At 69.9% G+C, this 25,995-nt stretch carries 33 protein-coding genes and 1 tRNA gene; 13 read left to right on the top strand and 21 right to left on the bottom strand.

From position 1 onward, the window contains the following. The first annotated feature begins 32 nt into the window (after nt 1-32). Nucleotides 33-881 (top strand): PAC2 family protein, encoded by an 849-nt coding sequence (locus F0U44_RS19725; protein ID WP_149730095.1) that lies wholly within the window; start codon nt 33-35, stop codon nt 879-881. Here F0U44_RS19725 and mshC read toward each other — a convergent pair. From mshC to F0U44_RS19705, 4 genes are read right to left on the bottom strand one after another with little or no spacing between them, the layout of a single operon-like run. Then, a complete protein-coding gene (mshC, locus tag F0U44_RS19720) occupies nt 878-2,116 on the bottom strand; it encodes a cysteine--1-D-myo-inosityl 2-amino-2-deoxy-alpha-D-glucopyranoside ligase (protein WP_149730094.1) in 1,239 nt (412 codons plus the stop codon). The genes F0U44_RS19725 and mshC overlap by 4 nt on opposite strands. Before the next feature lie 22 nt (nt 2,117-2,138). Then, nucleotides 2,139-2,879, bottom strand: coding sequence for an SCO1664 family protein (locus tag F0U44_RS19715; RefSeq protein ID WP_149730093.1), 741 nt, complete (start codon nt 2,877-2,879; stop codon nt 2,139-2,141). Nucleotides 2,880-2,889: 10 nt separating this feature from the next. Further along, a complete protein-coding gene (locus F0U44_RS19710; protein WP_149730092.1) occupies nt 2,890-3,471 on the bottom strand; it encodes a DUF3090 family protein in 582 nt (193 codons plus the stop codon). Nucleotides 3,472-3,480: 9 nt separating this feature from the next. Beyond that, the gene (locus F0U44_RS19705; protein WP_149730091.1) at nt 3,481-4,191 is read right to left on the bottom strand and encodes an MSMEG_4193 family putative phosphomutase; all 711 of its coding nucleotides are present in this window, start codon (nt 4,189-4,191) and stop codon (nt 3,481-3,483) included. Nucleotides 4,192-4,221: 30 nt separating this feature from the next. On the opposite strand from F0U44_RS19705, the gene corA reads away from it, so the two are divergent. After that, complete coding sequence (corA, locus tag F0U44_RS19700) at nt 4,222-5,205, top strand: magnesium/cobalt transporter CorA (protein WP_149730090.1); 984 nt, start codon at nt 4,222-4,224, stop codon at nt 5,203-5,205. 19 nt (nt 5,206-5,224) lie between these two features. Here the strand turns inward: corA and F0U44_RS19695 are convergent, their stop codons facing one another. Continuing rightward, complete coding sequence (locus tag F0U44_RS19695; RefSeq protein WP_149730089.1) at nt 5,225-6,049, bottom strand: undecaprenyl-diphosphate phosphatase; 825 nt, start codon at nt 6,047-6,049, stop codon at nt 5,225-5,227. A gap of 75 nt (nt 6,050-6,124) precedes the next feature. Between F0U44_RS19695 and F0U44_RS19690 the strand changes: the two genes are divergently transcribed. Further along, the gene (locus tag F0U44_RS19690) at nt 6,125-7,075 is read left to right on the top strand and encodes an aldo/keto reductase (protein WP_149730088.1); all 951 of its coding nucleotides are present in this window, start codon (nt 6,125-6,127) and stop codon (nt 7,073-7,075) included. Beyond that, nucleotides 7,072-7,272: a DUF5703 family protein gene (locus tag F0U44_RS19685; protein WP_438616536.1), complete on the top strand. Its 201-nt coding sequence runs from the start codon at nt 7,072-7,074 to the stop codon at nt 7,270-7,272. Before F0U44_RS19690 ends, F0U44_RS19685 begins: the two co-directional genes overlap by 4 nt. A gap of 7 nt (nt 7,273-7,279) precedes the next feature. Here F0U44_RS19685 and F0U44_RS19680 read toward each other — a convergent pair whose 3' ends face one another. Next, the gene (locus F0U44_RS19680; protein ID WP_149730087.1) at nt 7,280-8,617 is read right to left on the bottom strand and encodes a M20/M25/M40 family metallo-hydrolase; all 1,338 of its coding nucleotides are present in this window, start codon (nt 8,615-8,617) and stop codon (nt 7,280-7,282) included. A gap of 101 nt (nt 8,618-8,718) precedes the next feature. Here F0U44_RS19680 and F0U44_RS19675 point away from each other — a divergent pair, with 101 nt between their 5' ends. From F0U44_RS19675 to F0U44_RS19660, 4 genes are all read left to right on the top strand, one after another. Further along, the gene (locus tag F0U44_RS19675; protein WP_149730086.1) at nt 8,719-9,009 is read left to right on the top strand and encodes a hypothetical protein; all 291 of its coding nucleotides are present in this window, start codon (nt 8,719-8,721) and stop codon (nt 9,007-9,009) included. A gap of 67 nt (nt 9,010-9,076) precedes the next feature. Further along, entirely contained in the window at nt 9,077-9,544 is a 468-nt protein-coding gene (locus tag F0U44_RS19670; protein WP_246160679.1) for a GNAT family N-acetyltransferase, read from the top strand. Nucleotides 9,545-9,582: 38 nt separating this feature from the next. Beyond that, the gene (locus F0U44_RS19665) at nt 9,583-10,158 is read left to right on the top strand and encodes an ester cyclase (protein ID WP_149730084.1); all 576 of its coding nucleotides are present in this window, start codon (nt 9,583-9,585) and stop codon (nt 10,156-10,158) included. Then, the gene (locus F0U44_RS19660; protein ID WP_149730083.1) at nt 10,158-11,024 is read left to right on the top strand and encodes a helix-turn-helix domain-containing protein; all 867 of its coding nucleotides are present in this window, start codon (nt 10,158-10,160) and stop codon (nt 11,022-11,024) included. Before F0U44_RS19665 ends, F0U44_RS19660 begins: the two co-directional genes overlap by 1 nt. A 6-nt stretch (nt 11,025-11,030) precedes the next feature. On the opposite strand, the gene F0U44_RS19655 is transcribed toward F0U44_RS19660, so the two are convergent. The 5 genes from F0U44_RS19655 to F0U44_RS19635 all read right to left on the bottom strand — a co-directional run bounded on the left by F0U44_RS19655 (nt 11,031) and on the right by F0U44_RS19635 (nt 15,169). Then, entirely contained in the window at nt 11,031-12,689 is a 1,659-nt protein-coding gene (locus F0U44_RS19655) for a ricin-type beta-trefoil lectin domain protein (protein ID WP_188113575.1), read from the bottom strand. A gap of 143 nt (nt 12,690-12,832) precedes the next feature. Beyond that, the gene (locus F0U44_RS19650) at nt 12,833-13,819 is read right to left on the bottom strand and encodes an NAD-dependent epimerase/dehydratase family protein (protein ID WP_223163763.1); all 987 of its coding nucleotides are present in this window, start codon (nt 13,817-13,819) and stop codon (nt 12,833-12,835) included. Between the two features lie 9 nt (nt 13,820-13,828). Continuing rightward, a complete protein-coding gene (locus tag F0U44_RS19645; protein ID WP_149730081.1) occupies nt 13,829-14,215 on the bottom strand; it encodes a VanZ family protein in 387 nt (128 codons plus the stop codon). A 100-nt stretch (nt 14,216-14,315) separates the two neighbouring features. Continuing rightward, nucleotides 14,316-14,756, bottom strand: a complete 441-nt coding sequence (locus tag F0U44_RS19640; RefSeq protein ID WP_149730080.1) for a DUF5994 family protein — start codon at nt 14,754-14,756, stop codon at nt 14,316-14,318. Beyond that, entirely contained in the window at nt 14,753-15,169 is a 417-nt protein-coding gene (locus F0U44_RS19635; RefSeq protein WP_149730079.1) for a DUF5994 family protein, read from the bottom strand. Before F0U44_RS19635 ends, F0U44_RS19640 begins: the two co-directional genes overlap by 4 nt. A 151-nt stretch (nt 15,170-15,320) precedes the next feature. On the opposite strand from F0U44_RS19635, the gene F0U44_RS19630 reads away from it, so the two are divergent. Then, nucleotides 15,321-15,749, top strand: a complete 429-nt coding sequence (locus tag F0U44_RS19630) for a type II toxin-antitoxin system Rv0910 family toxin (RefSeq protein WP_149730078.1) — start codon at nt 15,321-15,323, stop codon at nt 15,747-15,749. Between the two features lie 47 nt (nt 15,750-15,796). Here F0U44_RS19630 and F0U44_RS19625 read toward each other — a convergent pair. Then, nucleotides 15,797-15,885 (bottom strand) — tRNA-Leu (locus F0U44_RS19625). A 167-nt stretch (nt 15,886-16,052) separates the two neighbouring features. On the opposite strand from F0U44_RS19625, the gene F0U44_RS19620 reads away from it, so the two are divergent. Next, nucleotides 16,053-16,331 (top strand): HesB/IscA family protein, encoded by a 279-nt coding sequence (locus tag F0U44_RS19620; protein WP_149730077.1) that lies wholly within the window; start codon nt 16,053-16,055, stop codon nt 16,329-16,331. A 55-nt stretch (nt 16,332-16,386) separates the two neighbouring features. Beyond that, the gene (locus F0U44_RS19615; protein ID WP_149730076.1) at nt 16,387-16,653 is read left to right on the top strand and encodes a hypothetical protein; all 267 of its coding nucleotides are present in this window, start codon (nt 16,387-16,389) and stop codon (nt 16,651-16,653) included. Nucleotides 16,654-16,686: 33 nt separating this feature from the next. Here the strand turns inward: F0U44_RS19615 and F0U44_RS19610 are convergent, their stop codons facing one another. Further along, nucleotides 16,687-17,283: a M23 family metallopeptidase gene (locus F0U44_RS19610; protein ID WP_149730075.1), complete on the bottom strand. Its 597-nt coding sequence runs from the start codon at nt 17,281-17,283 to the stop codon at nt 16,687-16,689. 198 nt (nt 17,284-17,481) lie between these two features. Further along, nucleotides 17,482-17,952, bottom strand: a complete 471-nt coding sequence (locus tag F0U44_RS19605; RefSeq protein ID WP_246160677.1) for an HNH endonuclease — start codon at nt 17,950-17,952, stop codon at nt 17,482-17,484. Nucleotides 17,953-18,044: 92 nt separating this feature from the next. On the opposite strand from F0U44_RS19605, the gene F0U44_RS19600 reads away from it, so the two are divergent. Further along, nucleotides 18,045-18,635: a LysR family transcriptional regulator substrate-binding protein gene (locus tag F0U44_RS19600; protein ID WP_246160674.1), complete on the top strand. Its 591-nt coding sequence runs from the start codon at nt 18,045-18,047 to the stop codon at nt 18,633-18,635. Nucleotides 18,636-18,645: 10 nt separating this feature from the next. Here F0U44_RS19600 and F0U44_RS19595 read toward each other — a convergent pair whose 3' ends face one another. From F0U44_RS19595 to F0U44_RS19570, 6 genes are all read right to left on the bottom strand, one after another. Continuing rightward, the gene (locus tag F0U44_RS19595; protein ID WP_149730072.1) at nt 18,646-19,155 is read right to left on the bottom strand and encodes a calcium-binding protein; all 510 of its coding nucleotides are present in this window, start codon (nt 19,153-19,155) and stop codon (nt 18,646-18,648) included. A 107-nt stretch (nt 19,156-19,262) separates the two neighbouring features. Beyond that, entirely contained in the window at nt 19,263-19,898 is a 636-nt protein-coding gene (locus tag F0U44_RS19590; RefSeq protein ID WP_149730071.1) for an RNA polymerase sigma factor, read from the bottom strand. Then, on the bottom strand, nt 19,898-20,914 hold the full coding sequence (locus F0U44_RS19585; protein WP_149730070.1) for a serine/threonine-protein kinase: 1,017 nt from the start codon (nt 20,912-20,914) through the stop codon (nt 19,898-19,900). The genes F0U44_RS19590 and F0U44_RS19585 overlap by 1 nt, the downstream gene beginning before the upstream one ends. Nucleotides 20,915-20,981: 67 nt before the next feature. Beyond that, nucleotides 20,982-22,256, bottom strand: a complete 1,275-nt coding sequence (locus F0U44_RS19580; protein WP_149730069.1) for a choice-of-anchor P family protein — start codon at nt 22,254-22,256, stop codon at nt 20,982-20,984. 128 nt (nt 22,257-22,384) lie between these two features. Then, complete coding sequence (locus tag F0U44_RS19575; RefSeq protein WP_246160673.1) at nt 22,385-22,939, bottom strand: nucleosidase; 555 nt, start codon at nt 22,937-22,939, stop codon at nt 22,385-22,387. Beyond that, on the bottom strand, nt 22,936-24,375 hold the full coding sequence (locus F0U44_RS19570) for a GuaB1 family IMP dehydrogenase-related protein (protein WP_149730068.1): 1,440 nt from the start codon (nt 24,373-24,375) through the stop codon (nt 22,936-22,938). Before F0U44_RS19570 ends, F0U44_RS19575 begins: the two co-directional genes overlap by 4 nt. Nucleotides 24,376-24,407: 32 nt before the next feature. Between F0U44_RS19570 and galK the strand changes: the two genes are divergently transcribed. Next, nucleotides 24,408-25,532, top strand: coding sequence for a galactokinase (gene galK, locus F0U44_RS19565; RefSeq protein WP_188113574.1), 1,125 nt, complete (start codon nt 24,408-24,410; stop codon nt 25,530-25,532). On the opposite strand, the gene F0U44_RS19560 is transcribed toward galK, so the two are convergent. Beyond that, nucleotides 25,523-25,975, bottom strand: coding sequence for a hypothetical protein (locus tag F0U44_RS19560; RefSeq protein WP_149730066.1), 453 nt, complete (start codon nt 25,973-25,975; stop codon nt 25,523-25,525). The two genes, galK and F0U44_RS19560, sit on opposite strands and share 10 nt — an antisense overlap. Nucleotides 25,976-25,995: the final 20 nt, after the last annotated feature.

The raw sequence follows: 25,995 nt of genomic DNA, 5'->3' as shown, positions 1-25,995 counted from the left end.
GACGTCGAGGGTATTTCCCATAGGGTGAACGGGTGATGGAGATCGAGGACACTCCGGCGCTGGTCAGGCCCGTGGTGATCGCTGCGTTCGAGGGCTGGAACGACGCCGCTGAGGCGGCTTCAGCCGTGGTCGACCACCTCATCAAGGTCTGGGACGCCCGGGTCGTCGCTGCCATCGACCCCGAGGACTACTACGACTTCCAGGTCAACCGGCCGTCGGTGGGCGTCGACGACAACGGCTTCCGCAAGCTGACCTGGCCGAGCACCCACGTCGCCATCGCCTCTCCCCCGGACCTCGACCACGACGTGATCCTCGTGCGTGGCATCGAGCCCAACATGCGCTGGCGCGGCTTCTGCGCCGAGCTGCTGGCCTGCATCGACGACCTGGGAGCCGAGCTGGTCGTCACCCTCGGCGCATTGCTCGCCGACTCGCCGCACACGCGACCCATCCCCGTCACCGGTACGGCGACCGAGCCCGACCTCGTCGACCGGATGAAGCTCGAGCAGTCGACCTACGAAGGGCCGACGGGCATCGTCGGCGTGCTCCAGGACGCGTGCGTGAAGCTCGACATCCCGGCGGCGTCGTACTGGGCGGCGGTGCCGCACTACGTCGCGCAGCCCCCGTGTCCCAAGGCCACCTTGGCCCTGCTCGGCCAGATCGAGGACCTGCTCGAGGTGAGCATCCCGCTCGGCGACCTGCCCGAGGACGCCCGCGCGTGGGAGCGCGGCGTCGACGAGCTCGCCGAGGAGGACGAGGACATCGCGGACTACGTCCGCTCCCTCGAGGAGTCGCGCGACACCGCGGACCTCCCGGAAGCCTCAGGCGAGGCGATCGCCCGCGAGTTCGAGCGCTATCTCAAGCGCCGCCACGAAGACGACTAGAGAGCGACGCCCAGGGCCGCGTCGAGCACCGGCAGCAGGCTGGCCGCGGCGTGAGCATCGCTGTTGTCGGCCAGGTGCCCCGCGACGCCGAGGGTCTCGTTGACCCACTGGTCGATCGCGGCGGTGGCGCGCGGAGCGTCAAGGTCATCGGCCAGCGCGGTCAGGACCTCCGAGACCACGGGCTCAGCGGGCGCGCCGGCCCCCAGAGCGAAGGCCCGTCGCCACCGGTCGAGGTCGTCGACCGCGGTCCACAGGGCCTCGTCCACCCACTCCCAGTCGGCTCGGTAGTGGTGGCGCAGCAGCGCCAGGCGGATCGCCATCGGGTCGATGTCGCTGTTGCGGAGCGCTGAGACGAAGACCAGGTTGCCCCGCGACTTCGACATCTTCTCGCCGTCGTAGCCGACCATGCCGGCGTGGGCGTAGGCGCGGGCGTAGGGCGCTCCGGTCGCGACCTGCGCGTGGCCCGCGCACATCTCGTGGTGCGGGAAGACCAGGTCGCTGCCACCGGCTTGGACGTCCATCGTGGAGCCGAGGTTGTCGAGTGCGATCGCGGCGCACTCGATGTGCCAGCCCGGTCGGCCAGGACCGAACGGGCTCTCCCACGCCGGCTCGCCGGGGCGCTCGCCACGCCACACGACGCAGTCGAGCGGGTCCTTCTTGCCCGCGACGTCGGGATCGCCGCCCCGCTCGCCGAAGAAGCGCAGCATCGTCTCGCGGTCGTAGTTGGACTCCTTGCCGAACGCCGCGTCGGCGGTGACGGAGAAGTAGAGGTCCACACCGACCTGGTAGATCGCGCCGGCGGCCTGCAGCCGCTCGATGAGCGTGATCACCAGCGGGATCGACTCGACCGCCCCGACGAAGGCGTCGGGCGGGAGCACGCGCAGCGCTTGCATGTCCTGGCGGAACAGCTCGGTCTCACGCTCGGCCAGCTCGACCCAGTCGACACCCACCTTCGTCGCGCGCTCGAGCAGCGGGTCGTCGACGTCGGTGACGTTCTGGACGAACTGCACGTCGTGCCCCGCCGTACGCCAGGCGCGGTTGAGGAGGTCGAAGGCGACGTAGGTGTTGGCGTGGCCCAGGTGGGTCGCGTCGTAGGGCGTGATGCCGCAGACGTAGAGCTTCGCCGGGCCGTCCGGCGTGGTCGTCACCCGACCACCGGTCGCGGTGTCGTGGAGCGCGACCTGGGGGCCGACCGCGGGCAGGGTCGGTATCTCGGGGGCGGTCCAGGCGCGCATGCCGCGATGCTATCCGGCAGCGTCAGAAGGGGGGCCAGGGGATCGCCGGCCAGCCACCGTCGGGATGCGGGAGCCGCCCAACGGAGAGGAGTCGCACGGCCCTGCGTTCGAGGGCGTGGATCTCCAGGTCGGTCAGGTGCGGGGCGAGCCGCTCCCCCAGCGCGCCCGCGACAGAGGCGCGAATCGCATCGACGACCACCCGCTCGTCGTCGGTCAGGTCGGTGCCGGCCCAGCCCCACAGCACGGTCCGGAGCTTGTGCTCGTGGTGGAAGGTGACGCCGTGGTCGACGCCGTAGCGGTGGCCGTCGGGCATGGCGAGGACATGGCCGCCCTTCCGGTCGGCGTTGTTGACGAGTACGTCGAACAGCACCATCCGGCGCAGCTCGGCCGTGTCCTCGTGCACCAGGGTGACGTCGCGGTCGCGGTCGTCGACCCCGTCGAACACCGAGAACCAACCCTCAGGTGTCCTCCCCGCGCGCACCAGGGTCACCGCGTCGACCTCCGGGTCGACGACCTTCCACTCCTGCACCATCCCGGGCCCATGCGGCCCCTCGCCGAGCCACGTCCGCGGCACGATGTCCCAGCCGAGGGCCTCGCTGACCAGGTAGGCCGCGACCTCACGGTCGGCCAGGGTCCCGTGGGGGAAGTCCCACAGCGGCCGCTCCCCCGCGATCGGCTTGTAGACGACCTCGCAGCCGTCGAGCTCAGCCAGGAACGTGGCGTTGGACGCGGGCATGATGCGCCCGCGCAGCTCCAGCTCCATCAGTCGGCGCCTACTGCTCGGGGCGGCGCTTGAAGCCGTTGGCTCGGACGCAGAGGTGACCGTCGGCATCGATCGGGTGACCGCAGAAGGGGCAGTCGGGCCGGCCGGCACCGACCACGCGTTCGGCCCGCTGCACGAAGGCGCGAGCGAGGCCGGCGTTGATGCGGACGACGAAGATCTCCGTCGGTTCGTCCTCGTCGTCGATCTCGGACTCGTCGGCGTCGCTCAGCCCCACCAGCTCCTCCCCGACGGGGAAGACCTCGATGACCACGCGCTCGGCCTGGGGATCCCACGACAAGGTCATCGTTCCGGCGCGGAACTGCTCGGCGATCGGGAGCTCGAGCGGCGCGTCGTCGGTGAGTGCGACCGGCGCGACGGCCGGCACCACGGACGCGGTGCTCGTTGCGGTCATCACCTCGTCGAGCAGCTCGTCGATCCGCTCGGCGAGCGCGGCCACCTGCTGCTTCTCGAGTGCGACGCTGACGACCCGAGCGCCCTCACGGGCCTGCAGGAAGAACGTGCGCGCTCCGGGCTCGCCGACGGTGCCCGCGACGAAGCGCTCGGGCGGGTCGAAGGCGTGGACGATCGGCATGCGGTCAGCCTACGAGTCGTCGGTAGCGGGCCCGGAGCCGCCACCGACCGCCGCGCCCTTGCGCCGGGCAGCCTTGGCCGCCGGTCGCGAGAGCCAGGACAGGTCGCCCGCGTGCGTGTTGGTCGCCAGGACGTAGGGACGGTCGGGGGTGTACTGCACCACCGAGATCGAGGCGGGGTCGACGTTGATGCGTTGGAAGAGGTCGAGGTGCATGCCGAGCGCATCGGCGAGGATCGACTTGATGATGTCGCCGTGGCTCACCGCCACCCAGACAGCACCCGGGCCATGAGCCGCTTCGACGGCGGCGTCGTGACGTCGTACGGCGTCGACCGCGCGGTGCCACATGGCGACCATGGACTCGCCGCCCGGGAAGGCTGCGGCCGACGGGTGCCGCTGCACGGTCGACCAGAGCTTCTCCTTGGCCAGTTCGCGCAGCGGCCTGCCCTGCCACTCGCCGTAGTCGCACTCGGCGATGCCACGCTCGGTCACCGCCTTGGGGCGCGCGGTCTGAGCCAGTGAGATGGCCTTCGCCGTCTGCCGGCAGCGCTCCTGAGGGCTGGTGACCAGCGCAGCGAGAGGTACGGCGGCGATCCGCGCGGCGGCCGCCTCGACCTGGCTCAGCCCCACCTCGTCGAGGCGCACCCCGGCGAGCCGGCCGGCCAACATGCCGGATGCATTCGCCGTCGTCCGTCCGTGCCGGACCAGCAGAACCGTCGCCACGGACGCGAGCGTAGCCACTACCGTTGCCGTGTGATCGTCGACAGCGCCGTCTACCGGGCGGGAGTGCGTCTCCCTGTCGACTGTCGCGTGCACGACTACGAGGCACTGCGCGAGGCGGCCAAGGGCGGGGAGCACGACTTCGTGTGGGTCGGCCTCTACGAGCCCAGCCACGTCGAGCTAGAGAACATCGCGACCGCCTTCGGGCTCCACCCGCTCGCCGTCGAGGACGCCGTGGTCGCCCACCAGCGGCCCAAGCTGGAGCTCTACGAGGGCAGCCTCTTCCTCACGCTCAAGACCCTTTGGTACGTCGACGAGGACGACGCCGTCGAGACCGGCGAGATCAACCTCTTCGTCGGTGAGGACTTTGTGATCACGGTCCGCCACGGGCGCGGCTCCCAGCTCCGCGATGCGCGCCACGAGCTCGAGGGCCAGCAGGCCGTGCTCAACCACGGACCGTCCGCGGTGGTCTACGCCGTGTGCGACACCGTGGTCGACGGCTACCTCGCGGTCATGGAAGAGCTCCAGATCGACGTCGACGAGGTCGAGACCTCGGTCTTCTCCAACGACCGCACCAACGACTCCGGCCGGATCTACACGCTCAAGCGCGAGCTCGCCGAGGTACGCCGGGCCGTGCATCCCCTCCGCGAGCCGATGCGGCGCTTCACCGTCGGTGCAGTGCCGGGCATCCTGCCCGACGCCGGCCCGTTCTTCCGCGACGTCGGTGACCACCTCGCGGCTGCAGCCGAGCAGATCGACACCCTCGACTCGCTGCTCTCCACCGCGTTCGAGGCCCACGTCGCGCGCATCCAGGTGCAGCAGAACGACGACATGCGCAAGATCTCGGCCGGGGCCGCACTCATCGTGGTGCCGACCCTCATCGCGGGGGTCTACGGCATGAACTTCGAGCACATGCCCGAGCTTGAGTGGACCTACGGCTACCCGTTCGCGATGGTCCTGATGATCGGCACGGTGAGTGCCCTCTACGCCTTCTTCAAGAAGTCGGGCTGGTTCTAGCCCGCTCGGCCGAGCGCGATCAGGCGCTCAGGACCCCCGCGGCGAGCAGCGCGATCACGCCGCCGCCGAGCAGCACCCGATAGACCACGAACGGCGTGAGGGTGTGGTGGCTGACGTACTTCAGCAACCAGGCGATCGCGGCGTAGCCGACCACGAACGAGACCACGGTCGCGACCAGGGTCGGACCCCAGCCGTACATGTTGTCGCCGTCGGGGATGTCCTTGAGCTCGAAGATGCCCGCGCCCACGACGGCCGGGATGGCGAGGAGGAACGAGTAACGCGTCACCGCCTCGCGCTCGTAGCCGAGAAACCGACCCATCGAGAGCGTCGCGCCCGAGCGGGAGACACCAGGCACGAGGGCAGCCGCCTGGGCCACGCCCATGAACACCGCGTCGCGCACCCCCATCTGCTTGACCTTCTTCTCGTTGCCGCCGACACGGTCGGCGATCCCGAGGACGATGCCCATCACGATGAGCATCGTCGCGATCAGCCAGAGGTTGCGGAAGTGGGACTCGACGGTGTCCTTGAGGAACACGCCGAGGATCACGATCGGCAGCGAGCCGATGATGACGAACCAGCCCATCCGGGCGTCGAGGTGGCCGCGGTACTCCGCCTTGAAGAGCGAGAGGGTCCAGGTCCGCGCGATGTTCCAGATGTCCTTGCGGAAGTAGACCAGCACGGCGAGCTCGGTGCCGATCTGGATGACCGCGGTGAACGCGGCGCCGGGGTCTCCCCACCCGAACAGGTCGGGAAAGATCCGCAGGTGGGCGCTGCTGGAGATCGGCAAGAACTCCGTCAGCCCCTGCAGGGTGCCGAGGACCAGGGCCTGCAGGAAGTCCGCCACGTCGAAGGATCCTACGGAACGCTGGTGGGCGAGCCGTGAGCCGACCCGCCAGGCAGAGGGGCTACGTTTTCCTTCATGCAGCAGCGGTACGTCGGCAGCAGCGGTCTCCGGGTGTCGCGGCTGGGTCTGGGCACCATGACCTGGGGCAAGGACACCGACGAGCACGAGGCGCGCGACCAGCTGATCGCCTTCTGCGAGGCCGGTGGCACCTTGATCGACACCGCCGCGGGCTACACCGACGGCCGCTCCGAGGAGCAGGTCGGCGCGCTTCTGGGCGACGTCGTCCGTCGTGAGGACGTCGTGCTGGCCACGAAGGCCGGCATCTGGCGACGCGGGCACGAGCGCGCCGTCGACACCTCACGGCGAGCGCTCCTCAACGGTCTCGACACGTCGCTGCGGCGGATGGGTGTCGACCATGTCGACCTCTGGCAGGTGCACATCTGGAGCGACGAGGCGCCGCTCGAGGAGACCCTCGGCGCCCTCGACGCCGCGGTGTCGTCCGGCCGGGCCACCTACGTCGGCATCTCCAACTACACCGGCTGGCAGACCGCGCAGGCCGCCACCTGGCAGCGCGCCGGGGCCGGCCGCGCACCGCTCGTCTCGACCCAGGTCGAGTACTCCCTGGTCAACCGCGAGATCGAGCGGGAAGTCGTCCCTGCCAGCGCCGCGCTCGGTCTCGGCATCCTTCCCTGGTCACCGCTCGGTCGGGGCGTCCTGACGGGCAAGTACCGCACCGGCATCCCGGGCGACTCCCGCGCCGCCTCCCCGGTCTTCGCCTCCTTCGTCGAGCGCTACCTCGACGAGCGCAGCCGCGGCATCGTCGAAGCCGTTGTCCGGGCCGCTGACGGCCTCGACTGGACGCCGCTCGAGGTCGCCCTCGCCTGGGTCCGCGACCGGCCCGGGGTGACTGCACCGATCGTGGGCGCGCGTACGGCCGCTCAGCTCAAGGGAGCACTCGGCGTCGAGGACAAGGAGCTGCCCCCCGAGATCCGCGAAGCCCTCGACGACGTGTCGGAGCTCGCATGATGCGGACCGGCGGGGTCGAGTGGCAGTTCGAGAAGGTCACCTTCTCGCGCGAGTACCCCCGCAACGTCGTCACCAAGCTGCTCGTCGAGCGCGCCGAGCACGGCGGCTGGGAGCTGGTCCGCGTGCGCATCTCCGCCGACGGCACGCGTCGCGTCATCCTGCGCCGCAAGATCATCCGGGCGGTCCGCACCGCCTGATCGGGTGTCAGACCTGGTCGAGGAACCGGTCCAGCACCCGTGCCCCGAACTCCAGGGCGTCCACCGGCACCCGCTCGTCCACGCCGTGGAAGAGCGCCGTGAAGTCGAGGTCCTCGGGCAGCCGCAGCGGCGTGAAGCCGAAGCTGCTCATGCCGAGCTTGCGGAAGTGCTTGGCGTCGGTGCCGCCGCTCATGAGGAAAGGCGCCACCAGTGCGTCGGGATCCTCCGCGAGCAGGGAGCGGGTCATCGCGTCGACCAGCGCGCCGTCGTACGGCGTCTCCCAGGGCGCCTGGTTGGAGACGTAGTCGACGCTGACGTCGTCTCCGCAGAGCTCGGCCAGGGTGCGGAAGAACTCGTCCTCGAAGCCGGGCAGGAAGCGACCGTCGACGTGGGCGGTCGCCTCGGTCGGGACCACGTTGACCTTGTAGCCGGCGCCGAGCATCGTCGGGTTGGTCGTGTTGCTGAGGACCGCGCCCAGCATTCGCGTCGCTCCGCCGAACTCCTCGACGAGCTCGCGCGCGTTGTCGGGAGTGGCATCGACCCCGGCGAGGGTGCCGACCGTGCCGAGCAGGGTGCGCATGGTCGGGGTGAGCCGCACCGGCCACTCGTAGGCACCGATCCGCGCGACCGCCTCGGCGATCCGGGTGACGGCGTTGTCGGCGTTGATCATCGAGCCATGGCCGGCCCGACCTCGGGCGGTCAGGCGCATCCACGCCATGCCCTTCTCGGCGGCCTCGATGAGGTAGAGCCGCTGACCACGCACGGTCGTGCTGAAGCCGCCGACCTCCCCCACGGCCTCCGTGCAGCCTTCGAACACCTCAGCGTGGTCGCGGACGAGCAGCTCGGCGCCCAGGTGGCCACCGGCCTCCTCGTCAGCGGTGAAGCAGAGCACGATCGGCCGGGCAGGAGGGCGACCGGTCCGCTGGCGGTCGCGGACGACCGACAGCAGCATGGCATCGAAGTCCTTCATGTCGACCGCGCCTCGGCCCCACACGCTGAGTCCACCTTGTTGGCAGTCCTGCACCTCGCCGCTGAAGGGGTGGACGCTCCAGTCCTCCGCTTCTGCGGGGACGACGTCGAGGTGGCCGTGCACGAGGAGGGCGTCGTCCCGCGTGCCGTCGCCACCCCACCGGGCCACCACGTTGGTGCGGCCAGGGGCGGTCTCGATGATCTGGGTCGGGATGCCGACCTCCTCGAGCAGCGCGGCGACGTGCTCGGCAGCCTTCCGCTCCCCCGGCCCGTCGTCGGACCCGAAATTCGAGGTGTCCATCCGGATCAGGTCACGGCAGATGTCGACGACCTCGGCAGCCGGAGCCGGGGTAGGTGCGCTGTGTTCGCCGTCCATGCACCCATCCTCCCCCAAATTTTGCACTCGACGTTCGTGGCTGTGCGTCCGGAATGCCGTTAACGTCCCTCACACGGCTCCCCGACAGAAGGAAGTTACACATGAAGCGCTCGATCGCGGCCCTGGCCGCCACCCTCATCACCGCTGGTTCCGTCCTTACGGCGTGCGGCGGTGGCGCCCCGTCCGCCGACGACATTTCCGACTCGCTGCAGGACAAGGGCGGCCTCGATGCGAAGCTCGCCGACTGCATCGCGGACAAGCTGGTCGACTCCGACCTGTCGGACGACCAGCTCAACGCGCTCGCCGACGACGACCAGTCGGACCTGGACGCGGATGAGGTCGCCGAGATCACCGACGAGGTCGCGAAGGCCACCACCGACTGCGCTCTCTGATCCGCTCCCGTCCGGGGCGGGCGCCGACTCTCGGGGGTCGCGCCCGTCCCGGCGGTATTTTTGCCCGGTGATCACCACCGTGACGCCCGTCGACGACGAGCAGCTGGCCGCCGTCGCGCACCTGCTGCGGGATTTCAACGAGGAGTACGACGAGCCGGCCCCTGCGCCGGAGGAGCTGGCCTCCCTCCTCCAACGGCGGATCGCCGACGGCAACGCGACCGTGCTGCTGTGCACCGACGACGTCGGCGGACCGGTGGGCGTGGCCGTCGTACGACTGCAGGCGTCGTTGTGGAGCGATGCGCTCGAGGCCTACCTGGCCGAGCTGTACGTCGTGCCCGCGCGCCGCGGTCAGGGGTTCGGGCGTGAGCTGTTGGCCGCCGTCCTCGAGGCATCGCGGGCGGCCGGTGCTGACTACGCCTTCCTGATCACCAGCGAGGAGGACCGGCAGGCGCAACGTGCCTACGAGGCGGCCGGTTTCCGCCGTACGGAGGGCGAGGGCGGCCCGGTCATGTGGGCCTACGAACGGGACCTGTGATCAGGGCTAATCTCTGACCGCGACCAACAGGAGGCCCGATGACGCCGACGCCCGACCAACGCGCAGCGCGCGAGAAGCTCGTGCTCGACCACTTCCACGACGAGGTGGCGCAGGACTGGGACCAGACCCTGTCGACGTTCCCGCACCCGCACTACGAGCTGATCCCGATGCTGTTGGTGCACGACGGCGACACCGACGTGCGGGCCTACTACCACGACACGAGGGTGGCGTTTCCCGACCAGGACCACGAGATCATCGCGCTGCGCCACAGCGACGACGCGGTCATCGTCGAGTTCTGGCTGATGGGCACCCACCTCGGCCCCCTGGGCAAGATGCCGGCGACGGGCAGCAGGCACCGGACGCGGATGACCGCCTTCTTCATCTTCGACGAGGACGACAACCTGGTCTGCGAGCGCGTCTACTTCGACCGGCTCAGCCTGGTCACGCAGCTGCTCGGCGGCATCAACCTCAAGGACCCGCGCAACTGGTTCACCTTCGGTCGCGCCGTCGCGGGGATGCTCAGCATGTCCGGCACGGCACCGGACCCGCGCATCACCGAGACGACGGCGCCGGACTTCCCGGGCTACGCCTACGAGCGCCACCGTCCGCGCTGATGTCGACGTCGGGAGTCGTCGAGCGCCTCGAGGCGCGCATCAGCGCTCAGAGTGCTGCGGAGCAGTCCTGGTCGGGCGCGCGCGCCGCGATGCGGCAGGTCGAGGGTCGGGGCTACTCGGTCCGGCTCGCGACACTGGCCAACGCACTGGGGATCATCCACTTCGACGAGGACCAGGACGTCCTCGACCTGCAAGAGATCGTCAGCGAGCTCGGTGCGGCCTCGGCGGCGTCGCTGCAGGAGCGGGTGCTGCGTCCCATCGACACTCGCGAAGGGCGCCCGCTGACAACAGCCCTCGTCCGCAACCTCGGGCACCGGGCGTGGGGTCGCGCATCGCGGACGCCCGGCAGCCTCACGCACGAGTCGCTCGAGCTGCGCGAGGTCTGCAGCGAAGCAGCTCATCGGCTGCTCGTCATCGACGACGGCGGCGACGGCCCGGTGCCCGTGCTCCAGACCGAGCAGGACGTGATCAAGCTCTTCCACGAGGACCACGTCGTCCACTGGCGCCGCCTCATCGCGGCCGCGCTCGACCAGCCGTGGTCGGGTCGCAACGAGGTCCACCTGACCCTCGTCGATCCTGACCGGCGCCCCGGCGAGTTCGAAGGCGTGCGCCAGCTGATCGCGAAGTGTCGCCAGATCGTGGAAGAGGACGAGCGACGCGCGGTGGCGGACCACATCCGCAGCACGATCGCCACCACCGGACTCAAGCAGCGGGAGTTCGCTGCCCTCGTCGGCACGTCGCCCTCGCGCCTCTCGACCTATGTCGCCGGGTCGGTGACCCCCTCGGCAGCCATGCTGCTGCGCATCAACCGGATGGCCGGCCGGCACCGAGCGGCGCAGGCGCCCGAGCGCCTGGCCGACTCGTAGGTCAGGTCAGTACCACCACTGCTGGTTGGCCTGGCCGCCGCAGCCCCAGATCAGCAGTTGCGTGCCGTTGCCGGTGCCGCCCCCGTTGGCGTCGACACAGAGTCCGGTCGCGTCGTTGACGATCTGCTTGTTGGCACCCAGGGTCCAGCGCTGGCGGGGGTTGCCGCTGTTGCAGCTCTGCATGACGACCTTCGTGCCCCAGCCCGTCGCGTCGTTCTGGAGGCCCCAGCACAGACCGTTCTGGGTCGCGAACCCCTTGATCGCCTTGGTGCTCAGGTCGTAGGTGAAGTTCTGGTTGCCGCCGCCGTGGCAGTCCCACAGGGTCAGCACGGTGCCCGACGAGCCGGAGTTGCCGGGCACGTCGACACACCGCTTCGACGGTGCGCCGCCGATGTTGAACAGCCGCCGGGGAGGCTGGTAACCCGACGCGTAGGTCGAGGAGAACGTCATGTTCGGCTCGCCGTACCCGTTCTTGCCCCAGGCGTACGACGGCTGGCAGGCGCCGCTCTGGACGTTGCCGCCGTTCCATGCCTGCCGCACACAGTTGCGCAGCGCGAGCTGGCCCCAGTAGTTCGGGTGCAGCGACTCCTGGATGAAGAAGTTGGTGTTGGCCGTGGAGACCGTGTGGATCTGGTTGACCCACTCCTCCCCGTTGGGGACGTCGGCGTTGGCCCACGGCGAGGAGTAGCCCAGGTCCTCGGCCAGGGTGACGCCGCGCTGGCACAGCTTGTGGTTGTCCATCGCGTGGCTGACGTCGAGCCGCTTGATGTTGGTCAGCCCCGAGTCGTCAGCAGCGCCCCAGACCGTGCTGTTGATCAGCGGGAGCATCGTCTCGTTGGCGTAGTCGAGGTCCCTGCGCCAGAAGCCGCAGCCGCCCGTGCTCTGGGCGGTGTAGCCGGAGTCGCCGTAGCGCGCTTCGGTCGACCGCTCGAGCGGCATCGGGTAGTTCTGGAGGAGCAGGGTCCAGTCCGACGAGCTGTAGCCGGCCTGCTGCATCGCGACGTCGACACGCTGCAGGGCTTCCTTGATCTTGGTGCGGACGGTCGCCGCGTTGGAGGTGTTGATGCGCGACGTCGTGGTGTTGTCGTCGTAGCAGTAGTCCGGCGAGGAGCTCGGCGAGTAGAGGAAGTCGACGACGCAGTTCTGGACGATGTCGGCGAAGCCGAAGTCGTTGCCGCCGATGCTGACGACGACCATCTTCACGTTGTGGGTCTTGGCGAACTCACGGAGCAGCCCGGTCTGGCCCCAGTTGCCGTTGGCGTCGGCGTACTGGTCGAGGCCGGGCTTGAAGCGGTCGTCGTCCCAGTGCGTCTGGGTCGTGGCGCCGCTGCACGCCAGGTTGTGGCTGCCGACTCCCCCACCGATGTGGATCTCCGCCGACTTCGAGCGGTGGCAGCGGTTGACCGTCTCGCCGTTGTTGGCGGCGTTGTCGAAGTACGCCGTGCCGCCGAGCGCGTCGATCCGGTATTCGTCGGTGCCGCCGGTGTTGCCGGCCCACCGCCCTGCCTCCCCGGAGATGTAGGAGTCGCCGAGGGAGACGATCCAGGGACTCCCTGCTCCCGGTCCGTCAGCTGCAGCCGCCGGCGCGTCGGCCACCTGGCCGAGCGAGGCTGCCGTGAAGGCGATCGACGCGGCCACGAGGGCCGCCCACTTCCTCTGATGCACTGCTTCCCCCTGGGAGACGGGGGCGCGGACACGGTCCCGCCCCGACATGATGTCGAAGGCGAGGATGGTGACCTACGTCACTCACGGGGAAGACCCCGGGCGGAACCGATATCAGATCTCGAAACGCCTGCCGCGGCGCGACGTCAGTGTCGGTTGTTGAACCACCGGACACCCGCTCGTACGGCGTCCTCGGTCGGACCTGGCTCCCAGCCCAGCTCGCGGGTGGCCTTCCCGTGGTCGAGGGCCGACTGGAGGTGCATCAGCCGCACGCTGGTGAGCGTCACGACAGTGTCGCGGCGCGCGACCTTGGACCACGCCGTACCGACGGCACCGATCACCTTCATCACCGGGATCGTGAGGCCGACCTTTGGCGGCGCGACGCCGCCCTCGTCGGCGGCGATCTCGAAGAGCTCGCGGATCGGGAGATAGCGCTCGGAGACGATGTAGCGCTCCCCCACGCGCCCGCGCTCCTCAGCGAGCAGGAACGCTCGCGCCGCGTCCTCGATCCCGACGGCCTCCATCGCAGCGCCGCGCACGTAGGCCGCCATCTTGCCGCGCGACGCCGAGCGCACCAGCTTGCCGTGCGGCGTCGGGGCGAGGTCGCGGGGGCCGTACGTCGTCCCGACGTTGAGTACGACGGCCGGCAGCCCCCGCTCCCGCGCAGCCTCGAGCACCAGGTCCTCTGCCTGGATCCGGGTCTCGATGTAGGGCCCACCCAGGTGCCGCCACTCGTGCGGGGTCTGCTCGTCGGCGAGCCCGGAATCGACGATGCCGATCGTGCCGACGGTGCTGCAGAAGACGAACCTCGGGACCTGGGCCTCGATCGCGGCGTCGAGCACCCCGCGCAGCGCCTCGACGTTGGTCGCGAACAGCGGCGTGGGGTCGCGGAGCCAGGCCCGGGTGTCGACGATGCAGTAGTGCACGGCGTCGACGCCTTTCATCGCGGCGCGGAGTGCTGCCCCGTCGGAGAGCCCTCCTCGGACCACCTCGGTATCGAGGCCCTCGAGAGCCGCCGCCGAACTGGAGGGCCGCAGCCAGACGCGCACGGTGTCGCCGCGCTCGACCAGTTGGCGGATCACGTGGGAGCCGAGGAACCCGCTGCCACCCATCACCAAGGTCGTCCTGCTCACGGGAGCACGCTAGCGCCGAGCCGGCAGCGCGACCCACGCGACCGCCACTCCCAGGGCGGCGCCCAGGCTGTTGTGCTCGACGTCGGCGACCGTCGGGACCCGCGTCGGGAACCAGCGCTGCTGGGCCAGCTCGATGCACGCCGAGGCGACCACGCACAGCACCGCGGCGAGGAGCGGTCGCTGCAGCACGATCGCCAGGAGAAGTCCCGCGGGCGCGAACAACGCGATGTTGGCGAGCACCTCGGTCTCGGCCCAGTCCAGCCGACCACCGGACAACACGGTCGCCCAGTGGTCGGCGAGGGAGAAGACGGGCTGCCCGCTCGACGGGTCGGCCAGGGTCAATCGAGCGACGAAGACGGAGTAGAGGACGAGAAGAACGGCGGCGATCCAACGCATGCCTCGACGCTAGGCAGCGACGGGCGCGCACCCCTCGGTCGCAGGTACCGACCTGCGGTCCTCGGGTGCCGACCTCACGCGGCCCGCTCGGGGCTGGCTCCTACTTGTTGGCCGCGTCGGTCCAGAGCGCGGCCTGGTCGACCGCGAGCTCGTTGGTCACCGTGTCGAGCAGGTCGCCCGCTGAGTGCGTGTTGCCCCGGGTCGACGCTGCGGTCAGCGCTTCCTCGCCCTGGGACGCGTTGAAGCTGGGCGGCACGACGAGAAGGCAGTAGACGACGCGGTCAGACGTCGTGAGGTACATCAGGTGCGTGTCGTCCCGCGGGAAGTTGCCCGTCTTGACGTAGCGGCCCCGGGCGGCGACGCGTCGGGGCGTGTCGTCCCAGTCCGGCGGCGAGTAGAGCGCGCGAATCACGCGCCCGTTGGGGAAGTTGTCGATTAGCTGGCCCAGCTCCGTGTCGAGGCTGCGGCTGTGCGGCCACCAGCCGCCGTCGAGACGGTCCTGGCCCTGGTTCTCGCCGAGTCTCAGGCGCAGCGCGTTCATCGGGCGGCCCGGTGAGTGCCCACGGCCGGCATCTCCTGCGGACCGCGGTAAGTGCTGACGAAGTCGATCCGACGCCACATCGAGCCCGAGTAGCTGGCTTCGGTGAGAAGTTCGTCGGCGACGTCGGCGGGGGTCGACGCTGGAAGCTGGAGCAACCGGCAGGTCGAGCGGTCGGCGAGCACCAGGATCAGCGTCCGGGTCCGATACTCGAGCGGCACACTGGCCTCGCTACGGTCCCAGTCGTCGCTGATGTAGGCGTAGCTGGTGATCTTGGGCAGGTCGGCCGGCCAGCGGTGCATCAGGTCGAGCAGCTCGTGCGAGACGCCTCGTCCATCGGGCCACCACCCACCACCGTAGGGCCGCCGCGTCAGGTCGGACTGGAGTCGAAGCTCGGGCGAGGTGATGGCGGCCATGACGGCCTCTCTTCGTCGCCGGTTGACCGCTTGCCTGAGGTTTGCTGGAAGGCGACTGTTACTTCGACAGTAGCACCGGCACCGGCACCACCGATCGTCGGCGAGGCCTCTTCAAGAGGGACCCGTACCTCGTCCCACTAGGGTCGGGTTCATGGCAGAGGTCAGGATGTCGAGGGAGCTTCCCCACCCCGTCGCGCATGTCTGGGAAGTCGTGTCGGACCTCTCCCGTTTGGGCGAGTGGCTGACGCTGCACGAAGGCTGGCGCAGCGAGGTCCCTGAGCAGCTGGACGTGGGCGTGGAGCTGACCGGCATCGTCAAGGCCAAGGGTGTCCGCAACAAGATCACCTGGCTGGTACAGGAGTTCGACCCGGCGAGCAGCATGGCGCTGAGCGGTAAAGGCATCGGCGGTACGTCGGTCGCGATGTCGGTGCGCCTGAAGCCCAAGGGCAGCATGTCCACCGTCGACTTCCGGGCCGAGTTCGCCCACCCGGCGCTCAAGGGGCCGCTGGGCACCCTCGCGGCCCGCACCGTCAAGGCTGACCTCGAGTCCTCGCTCGCCCGCCTCACCACGCTGCTCTGAGCGCCATGGCAAAGGCCCTCCCTGACCATGATCAGAGAGGGCCTTCTTGGTGTCCGAGGGGGGACTTGAACCCCCACGCCCTAATACGGGCACTAGCACCTCAAGCTAGCGCGTCTGCCAATTCCGCCACCCGGACGAGTGCGGGATAACGCTAGCAAAGGTCCTCCGTGGATCCCGCATCGGGAGGTCCTCTGGGCGACATCGCGGTGTCTCGCCGGAGGTCTCGCGGAGGTCTCGCCTTGAACGGCGACCACTTCCCTGCAACGGTGGAGAAGCCCTGCACTCAACTCAGAAAGCAAAACATTGCTCACCCTGACCGAGAACGCATGCGACATCGTGAAGCGCTACGCCGCGCACCCGGACACCCCGGACGAGGCCGGCCTTCGCATCTCCACCACGCCCGGAGCGCAACTCACCGTGGCGACCGCGGACGAGCCCGTGGCCGGTGACCAGGTCGTCGACCAGGACGGGGCGAAGGTCTTCCTCGACCAGGCCGCCGCCGAGCAGCTCGACGACAAGGTGCTCGACGCCAATCTCGACCACTCAGGCAACGTGCAGTTCGGCCTGCTCCAGCAGGCATGACGAAGACGGGACCAAAGTCCTACTAGCGTGCCGGTGATCGTCGCGTTAAGAGAGCATGACCGCGACCACCACCGAGCGAATCCCGCAGGCCACCCTGCGTGAGGAGTGGGCGGCGTCGCGGCTCAGCCACTGGGCTCGCAACCTCGAGCCCGTCGTCGCGGAGGTTCCTGCTCCCGACGTCCAGGACTGTTCCGCTCCCTCCGGACGGTGGACTCCGCGGCTGGCCGATGCCCTCCTTCGGCTAGCCGCGGATCCCCGCGCAACGGCTCACGAGCGTGCGCTCGCTGCCGACCGCTTCGCCGCGGCCATGCGCCACGCCTGAAGCGTCAGTTCTGACAGGTCAGAGCCACCAAGATCAGGGCTTGACGCCCCACTTGGCCAGCGCCACCTCGGGGTCGACCGGGTCTCCCCCACCCGGGCGGACCTCGAGGTGGAGATGCGGGCCGGTCGTGTTGCCGGTCGAGCCGACCGCGCCGATGATCTCGCCGGTCTTCACGTGCTGGCCGGCGACGACGTCGGTGCGCGACTGGTGGCAGTACCAGAGCTCGGTGCCGTCCTCGAGGCGGACGACGGTCTTGTTGCCGTAGGCACCGTCGTACTCGACGGAGACAACGACCGCGTCGGCGATGGCCCGCAGGGCCGTGCCCTCGGGCGCCGCGAAGTCGAGACCGGTGTGGTCGTGGGACCAGAGGCCGCCGGCGTCGTCGAAGCGCGCGGTGAGGTGATAACCGGTCACCGGGAGGACACGCGGCACCGGCCGGACGGTGAGGCCACGCACCACGTGCAGGTGCCGGGCCGGCTGGGCCTTCGCGGTCACGAGCCAGGCGGGGGTCTGGGCGCTGTCCGCGGCAGCGGCGGACGGGGGAACGGCGACCGCAGAGCACGCAATCGCACCGATCAGCGCGGGCGCAACGGCGGCCCGGCGGACACGGCGGGCAGTGTTCTGGTTCATGACGCTTCCTCTGGTTTGCGGATGCTTGCTTTTGCAAGCACTTGCTCACCAGTGAGCCAGGATCCATACGCCCGACTCAAGTTCGGACGACCTCGCCTGTGGTCCAGGCCACTAGAACGCGTTCTAGTTACCGCTCAGTCACATCGATTTCAGCGACCGACGTCACACGCTTGGTAAAGACGCGATTTCAGCGCAGATTCAGCGCCGATGACCCCATCCGGTCACCTGGCTGCGCGTGGGCACCCACGGCTCGAAACGTAGGTGCATGCCGGCCTCGTGGGGCGTGCGGTTGCCCTTCCGGCTGTTGCAGCGCCCGCAGGCGGCAACGGTGTTGAGCCAGGTCCAGGTGCCGCCGCGTGACCGCGGCACCAGGTGGTCGATGGTGTCGGCGCGACTGCCGCAGTAGGCGCACCGGTAGTGGTCGCGTCGCAGGACCGCCTCGCGGCCATAGGCGGCCGGACGGTACATCCAGGTCGCGACGACGTAGCGGACCAGGCGCAGCACCTTCGGCCACGGGTGGGGGCCGATGCGGCGGTCCTCGTCGGCCTCGTGCACGACAGCAACGCCTCGGAAGAGCATCCGGACCGCGTGCGGGAAGGAGACCACGTCGTGGGGCTCGTAGGAGGCGTTGAGCAGCACGACGGGAGCGTGGGCCGCGACGTGCGCCACCGGCATCACCTTCTTCCCTTGCCGCACCTTAAGCATGGCTCATCGGGAGGCACAGCGGGTTTCCTCGTTGTTGCCCAATATTGTTCTTGACCGTGGACCGACTCAGGATCGCCTTCGTGCCCGGTGTGACGCCCGACAAGTGGGCCCGCGTGTGGCGCGACCGCAACCCCCGGATCCGGCTGGAGCTGGTGCCGATCGAGGAGGAGCGCCAGCGCGCCGTACTCGATGACGGCGAAGCCGACCTGGTCCTGGCCCGGCTGCCGGTCGACCGAGACCGTCCCACTCCCCTGCACTGCGTCGTCCTCTACGAGGAGGTGCCGGTCGTCGTCGCCGGCCTCGAGCACTTCGTGGCCGCGGCCGAGGAGGTGACCACGGCCGACCTGGCCGACGAGCAGCTCGTCGCTCCCGAACGGTCGGGCTGGGTGCCGACGGCTCCGCAGCTGGCCTTCCCCGCCATGACGACCAAGGACGCGGTGGAGGTGGCAGCGGCCGGGACCGGCATCGTCGTGCTGCCCATGGCCATCGCTCGCCTCCACCACCGAAAAGACGTCGTGCATCGGCCCGTCGTCGACCTCCCGCCGACCCAGGTGGGTCTGCTCTGGAAGGTCGAGGACGACGGACCGGTGCACCAGGACTTCGTCGGGGTCACCCGCGGCCGCCGCGCGTCGAGCGGCCGCGGGTGAGGGCTGCGGCTCACACCTGGATGAAGTTGTCGCAGCCGTAGAACTCGTCGCCGAAGTCGACGTAGTCGTAGTAGACGACGTCGTAGCCGGGACCGCACTTCACGAGGTCGGCGCCGCCGTCGCCGTAGACGTAGAGGTAGTCGTTGCCGTCGCCGGCGCGGATCACGTCCGACCCGACGTCGGGAACCAGGCTGTCGCTGTCCTTGCCGCCCTTCAGACGGTCGTCGCCGCTGCCGGCCCAGATGTAGTCGTTGCCGTAACCGCCCTTGAGGAAGTCGGCGCCGTCGTCACCCTGCAGGTAGTCGTGCCCGTAGCCGCCCTTGAGCAGGTCGGAACCGGCGTAGCCGTAGATCGAGTCGTCGCCGTCGTAGCCACTGATCTCGTCGGCGTAGGACGTCCCGTAGAGGGTGTCGCTGTAGTTGGTGCCGTAGACCGTGAGGGCCGAGGCCGGGCCGGCGGTGAAGAGAGCGACTCCGGCGACGGCGGCGGAGGCGATGGCGAGGTTGCGGATGGTGCGCATGGTGGATCTCCTTCGTCCTGGCCCGCCGCTGTGGCTGGCCTGTACCCACCGGATGCGCCCCGGGGTGCCACCAGTTCCCGGTTTCCCGAAAACTTTTCTACGCGGTCTCAGCCGAAGTGCCAGGTCTGCTTCGCCAGGAGGTCGCGAGCGCGGGCGATGCGCGAGCGCACCGTGCCGACCGGCACGCCCAGCCGCTCGGCGATCTCGTCGTAGCCCAGACCGTCGAACTCGCGGAGGACCAGTGCCTCGCGGTAGGGCTCCGGCACGCGTTCGAGTGCCTGGCGCACCGCGTGCTCGTCGGCGACCACCGAGCTCAGGCGCCTGCTGAACGCGGCCAGCTCCGGCACCTCGTCGCCCGTCGGCTCGGACTTGCGCTGCTTGCGCCGCAGCACCTGGAGCGCCTCGTTGCGGGCGATCGCACGCACCCAGGTCTGGAACCGCGACCGACCCTCGAACTGGGCGATCTTCTCCATCACCGTGATGAGCGTCAGCTGCGCCGCGTCCTCGATATCGGCCGGGTCGACGAGCAGCGAGGTGATCGCCGGCTGCGCGATCCGGTGCTTGTGGACCAGTTCCAGGAGGACCTCGGTCGCGGGCACGGCACCCGCCGCCCCGAGCACGGCCAGCGCGTCCAAGATCGCGACCCGCTCGTCGGAGCCCGCTGCGGCGTAGTCGGTGACGACCGATGAGCGCGCCGCACCATCACCGCTCGCTGCCGCCTGGATGAGGTCGGGATCGGGCATCACGTGTCTCCGGTGTAGGCGAGGGCGAGGACGAGCAGGACGGCCACCGCGATGAGCGCGGCCACCAGGAACGCAAGCAGGACGGGCCCGCCCGGGAAGCCCGTACGGCGGGCCGCGATCGCCGGCGCGGGCACGTAGGAGAGGACCGGCACGACTGCCGGTGGTGGCGCGGCCGCCGTCTGCGGGACCGTCACCGTGACCGGGGCGAGGCTCGCGTCGAGCGCGGCCACGAGGTCCTGCGACCAGGTCCGGGCGTCTGCGTGCCGATCCTCGCGATTCCGGGCCATCCCGCGAGCGAGCACGGCGGCGACCCGCGGATCGCGGTGCCCGACCACCCGCTCGAGCAGCTCGACGATCACGGCGGAAGCGGCGTAGATGTCGGCCCGGCCGTCGATCGGCGCTCCGATCGCGGCCTGCTCCGGGGCCATGTAGGCGGGCGTGCCCGCTGGAGCGGTGACCTGGCGCGTCGAGTCGAGCGCCTTGGCCAGGCCGAAGTCGGCCAGGATCACGAAGTCGTCGCCGCGCAGCAGGACGCCGCCCGGGTGGCCGTCGGGCGGGTGCCCCTCGGGCGCCGGACGGATCAAGATATTGGAGGGCTTGATGTCGCGGTGGACCACCCCGCGGTCGTGGATCGTGGCGAGGGCGGTGCCGAGAGCGGCGACGACCGCACGGACGTCGAGCACTGTGATCCGCTGGTGGTGCTGATCGATCTCCTCGATCCGGTCATCGAGCGTGCCGCGTTCGGCCAGCTCCATGACCAGGTAGGGACGACCGTCAGGCAGCTGGGCGACGTCGTAGATCGTCGCGGTGCGCGGCGAGTCGATCCGCCGCATCAGCCGCGCCTCCTTGATGAAGCGCTCCCGCCCGTCGACGTCGTAGGCGACCTGGGCCGACAGCACCTTCAGCGCCACCAGCTGGTCCAGGACCGGGTCCTCGGCGCGGTAGACCGCGGCATGGGCGCCGACGCCGATGCGCTCCAGAACGACGAACCTGCCGATCGCCTCCACGAGGCTCATCGTGGCAGAACACGAGCGCCGCTGGCCCGAAGGACCAGCGGCGCTCGTGTCGTTCAGCGATAGCTGATCAGCGGTTGACCCATGCGGCGGCCACCGCGACCTCGATGTTGATGCCCGCGATGTCCTCGGGAGCACCCGGCAGGGCGATCACGTGGAGTGCGCGGACGCCGATCCCGTTGTAGGGGAAGGGCAGGATGGTCTGCTCGTTGATGACCACCTTGACCAGGCCCGGGATCTCGATCACCGTGTTGGGCGGCACCTCGACCGGGATCGGGTTGCCACCGATCTTCAGTCCGAGGATCTGCGACGTCGCACTGCTGGTCGCGGGATCAGAGCCATGCTGCTCGACGTGCGCCGTCGCGATGATGGCGTCGAGCTGGATCGCCCCGTTGAGCAGGTTGACCTTGCCCGTCTTGGCGGTCATCGTCTCGTCGGTGTCGGTGTCGGTCACCGTCGCGTTGGCTGTGTTGGCCAGACCCTGCACGTCCACGACGCCGGGCAGACGCACCCGCGCGGTCGAGTTGGTGAGGTCGACGCCGTTGGTGCCGCCTGCGGGGCAGGTGATGACGCCGGTCGGGGCCGAGAGCACGTTGAGCGCGTCGCCGATGTGCACCGCGATCCGCGAGGAGTAGGCGAAACCGAACGCCGGCTCGCCGTCGATCGGCTGCGGCAGCAGGATCTGCGCCTTCGCCGGGGTGACCTCGATGTTGGCGCCGATGCTCAGGTCGTCACGCGGCTTGAGGAGCGTGATGTGGACACCGGTCGCGACCGACTTGATCAGCGCGTCGCCGCCCAGTTGTCCCTTGACCTCGTTGAGGACCACCTTGGCGACACCCGGGATGATGATGCTGAAGTTCTTCGGCACGTTGATCGGGACGTGCTGGTCCTTGATGCTGACGCCGACGAGCTTGGTGCCGCCACTGCGCGACACGTTGCCCGCGCCGTCGATCGTCGCGACGGCCGTCGTCTCGATCGCGTCGATGTGAATGAGGCCGTTGAGGAGGTCGACGTCGCCGATCTTCGCCTTGGACGTGATGTTGACGCCGCCGCCGAGCCGCGCGGTGGTGCGCTGCGAGCTCGACGCCGTGGGCGCCTTGATGAGGCCGTTGAGGATGTTGACGTTGGCGGTCGTGTTCTCTGTGTGCCGACCGGCTTCGGTCGTGCGCAGCGTGCTGGCCGCAGTCAGCTCGGAGCGGACGACGCCCGCGACGTTGATGCGGGTCGCGCCGCTGATCGAGGAGAACACGGGGTCGGTGGATGCCGCCGCGGCGGCTGCGGCCGGACGGGCCGGTCCAGCCTGCGCGGTCGGAACGAGGGGGCCAGCGAGTGTCGCAGTCCCCATGACAAGCGCAAGAAGAGCCGAGATTCCTAGTCGACGGTAAGGGAGCATGAGGTAACGCTAACCCCACATGGCCTAGACCGCTGACATACGTACCGATTCTTGTCCTAGTCCGGGACCTTCGTCCTGTATCAGACTGTCGCGGACAACCAGCCGCCCAGCGCCCGCGCACTCCGGTCGACCATGGCCGGCCAGTCCAGCGCGCTCTCGTCCGCGTTGTCCGAGACGTGCTTGACCAGGCGCACCGGCACGCCGAACTGGCGCGCTGCGTAGACCACGGCGTAGCCCTCCATGTCGACCAGATCGGCCTGCTTCGCGAGCCTGGCGCGCACGACCGGGTCGGTCACGAACACGTCGCCGGTGGCGAGCACGACGTCGCCAGGGCCGCACACCAACCGCTCCTCGGGGTCGTAACCGAGGGCACGGATCGCATCGGCGTTGATGTCGTGGTTGAGCACCACGCCCGGTTCGTGGAGACCCTCGTGGTGGTCGTGGAGCGCCCCCGCGGTGCCGATGTTGACGATCTCCAGGCCAGCCAGGTCGTCGTACGACGCCAGGGTGCGTGCGACGGCCGTCGCAGCCGCCGTCTTGCCGATGCCGGTGATCAGGACGGGCAGACCGTCCGGAACGTAGGCCGCCTCTGCTTTCGTCGCTGCCACGACGAGGACCCGGCTCACCTCGGTCACCAGCTCGTCGCCAGCGGACGACCCTCGTGGAAGCCGGCGGCCGACTGCACGCCGACCACGGCGTGCTCGTGGAGCTCGGCCAGGGTGGTGGCCCCGGCATAGGTGCACGAGGAGCGCACGCCGGCGCAGATCTGGTCGATGAGGTCCTCGACCCCGGGGCGGACCGGGTCGAGGTACATCCGCGAGGAGGAGATGCCCTCTTCGTAGAGCCCCTTGCGAGCGCGGTCGAAGGCGGACTCCGTCGCTGTGCGGCCAGCCACCGCCCGGGCCGACGCCATGCCGAAGGAGACCTTGAACGGTCGGCCGTCGGCATCCTGCAACAGGTCGCCCGGCGACTCGTGGGTGCCGGCGAACCACGACCCGATCATCACCGACGATGCCCCGGCGGCCAGGGCCAGCGCGACGTCGCGCGGGTGCCGCACTCCCCCGTCCGCCCAGACGTGCGCCCCGAGGCCCCGAGCAGCCGTGGCGCAGTCGAGGACCGCGGAGAACTGGGGCCGCCCGACACCGGTCATCATCCGCGTCGTGCACATCGCTCCGGGGCCGACGCCGACCTTGACGATGGTGGCGCCAGCCGCGACGAGCGCGCGGGTGCCGTCGGCGTCGACGACGTTGCCGGCGGCGATCGGTACGCCCGGGTCGAGCGCTCGCACCGCCTGGAGCGCCTCGATCATCCGGTCCTGGTGCCCGTGAGCGGTGTCGACGACGAGGCAGTCCACCCCCGCGTCGAGCAGCGCCGCGGCCTTGGCGCCCACGTCCCCGTTGACCCCGACAGCCGCTGCGATCCGCAGCGAGCGACCGGTGTCGACGGCCGGCTCGTAGAGCGTGGCTCGCAGCGCACCGGTGCGGGTGAGGACACCCACGAGCAGCCCGTCGGCGTCGACCCCGACAGCGATGGCCGCGCGGGCGTCGTCGAGTGCGTCGAAGGCCTTCCGCGGCTCGGTGTCGGCGTCGATGAGGACCTCGACGGGCCGCATGACCTGGTGGGCCTGGGCGAACCGGTCGACCTCGGCGCAGTCGGCCTCGAGCACCACGCCGACCGGCTTGCCGGCGGCATCGACCACCACCGCGGCACGGTGGGACCGCTTCGGGATCAACGACAACGCCTCGGCGACCGTTTGGTCGGGGCGGAGCTGGATCGGGGTGTCGAGCACGAGGTGGCGGGACTTCACGAAGGCGACCACGTCAGTGACCACCGACGCCGGGATGTCTTGCGGGATCACCACGAGACCGCCGCGGCGGGCGACCGTCTCGGCCATCCGCTTGCCGGCGATGGCCGTCATGTTGGCCACCACCAGCGGGATCGTCGCGCCCGTGCCGTCAGCCGTGGAGAGGTCGACGTCGTAGCGGCTCCCGACCGAGGAATGCCTCGGAACCATGAAGACATCGTCATAGGTCAGGTCATGGGCGGGTACCCGGTCATCGAGGAAGCGCACGTCAATGAATCTAATGCGGGAGGATGAACACTGTGAATCGGGCAACCGCGACCGCGCAGGCGCCCGGTCGGGTCAACCTCATCGGTGACCACACCGACTACAACGGCGGCCTCTGCCTGCCCTTCGCTATCGGCCTTGGCACCACCACGGCGGCACGCGCGCGCGGCGATGACCGCCTGCGCATCCGCACCAGCGCCTACGACGAAGCGTGGACCGGTCGGCTCGGCGATCTCGACCTCGCGAACCGCGCGACCCTGCCGACCTGGGTCCGTTATGTCGCCGGCGTGCTCTGGGCCGCGCGCGAGAGCGGGTGGCCGCTACCCGGACTCGACCTGGTGATCGAGAGCGAGCTCCCCGTGGGTGCGGGCCTGGCCAGCTCGGCCGCGCTCGAGTGCTCGGTCGCCATGGCGGTCGGAGCGCTGGTGGACCGGCCGCTCGACCCGGGCAGTCGCCCCTCGATCGCCGAGCTGTGCCGCCGGGCCGAGACCGACTTCGTCGGCGCACCGACCGGAGGCATGGACCAGTTGGCCTCCTTGCTCGCCCTGCCCGAGCACGCGCTGCTGGTCGACTTCGCCGACACGAGCCTGCGGCAGGTGCCGTTGCCGCTGCGGGAGGCCGGGCTCGTCGTACTCGTCATCGACACGGGTGTCGCTCACGAGCTGGCCGACGCAACCAGCGGTTATGCCGAGCGCCGCGCCGAGTGCGACGCGGCGGCGGCGGTCCTGGGACTCCCCCGGCTCGGGCTGGCGTGGGCCGACGACCTGAGTCGGCTGACCGAGGAGCTCCACCAGGCCCGGGGGCGGCACGTCCTCTCGGAGAGCGCGCGGGTCGAGGACGCTGTCGCCGCGATCAAGGACCTCGACTGGGACAGGCTCGGCGCGACTCTGACCTCGTCGCACGCCTCGCTCAGTCGCGACTTCGCCGCATCGACGCCCGAGCTCGACCTCGCCGTCTACACCGCTCTCGACGCAGGTGCGCTGGGGGCCCGCCTCACCGGTGGTGGCTTCGGTGGTGCGGCGATCGCGCTGGTGCGTGCCGAGGACGTCGACGAGGTGCAGCGTCAGGTCGACGAGGCGTTCGACGACAACGGCCACCCCGCCCCGACCCAGCTCGCTGTGCTGCCCGCGGCCGGCGCCGCCGTGCTGGCTCAGGCTTGAGTCGGCTCCGGCGCCCGCACTCCTCCGCCGCGAGACGCCAGGACGATGAGGAGCAGCGCGCCAGCGGCCTGGGCGCCGATCAGCACCACGTTGAGGACGTCGTTGCCGGCCGCCAGCAGGTCGGACGGGTGGGCGGCGTGCCACACGAGGTGGGGCACGCAGAAGAGCAGGTAGCCGATCGCCGCGACCCTGATCTCGGCCAGCCCGCCGACCAGGCTCGCACCGAGCAGCAGCACACCGGTCGCGAGGAAACCTGAGCCTGCGTCGGTGACGAGGTGGGCGTTGAAGGGCGGCTCGGCGGCCGCCAGCGCGGGCCCGATCCCGGGGAAGTCGTCGAACCAGCCGCGGGGTGACAGGACCGCCCAGACGCCGATCACTGCCTGTGGAAGCGCGATGGCGGCAGCGAACACGCGGAGCGGGACGAGGGACGTCGGAGAGGCCATGGCTCTTCCTACCGGCGTCG

It is taken from the genome of Nocardioides humilatus, assembly GCF_008373755.1.
Classification (GTDB): domain Bacteria; phylum Actinomycetota; class Actinomycetes; order Propionibacteriales; family Nocardioidaceae; genus Nocardioides; species Nocardioides humilatus.
This window is presented reverse-complemented; position numbering and strand designations above follow the sequence as displayed.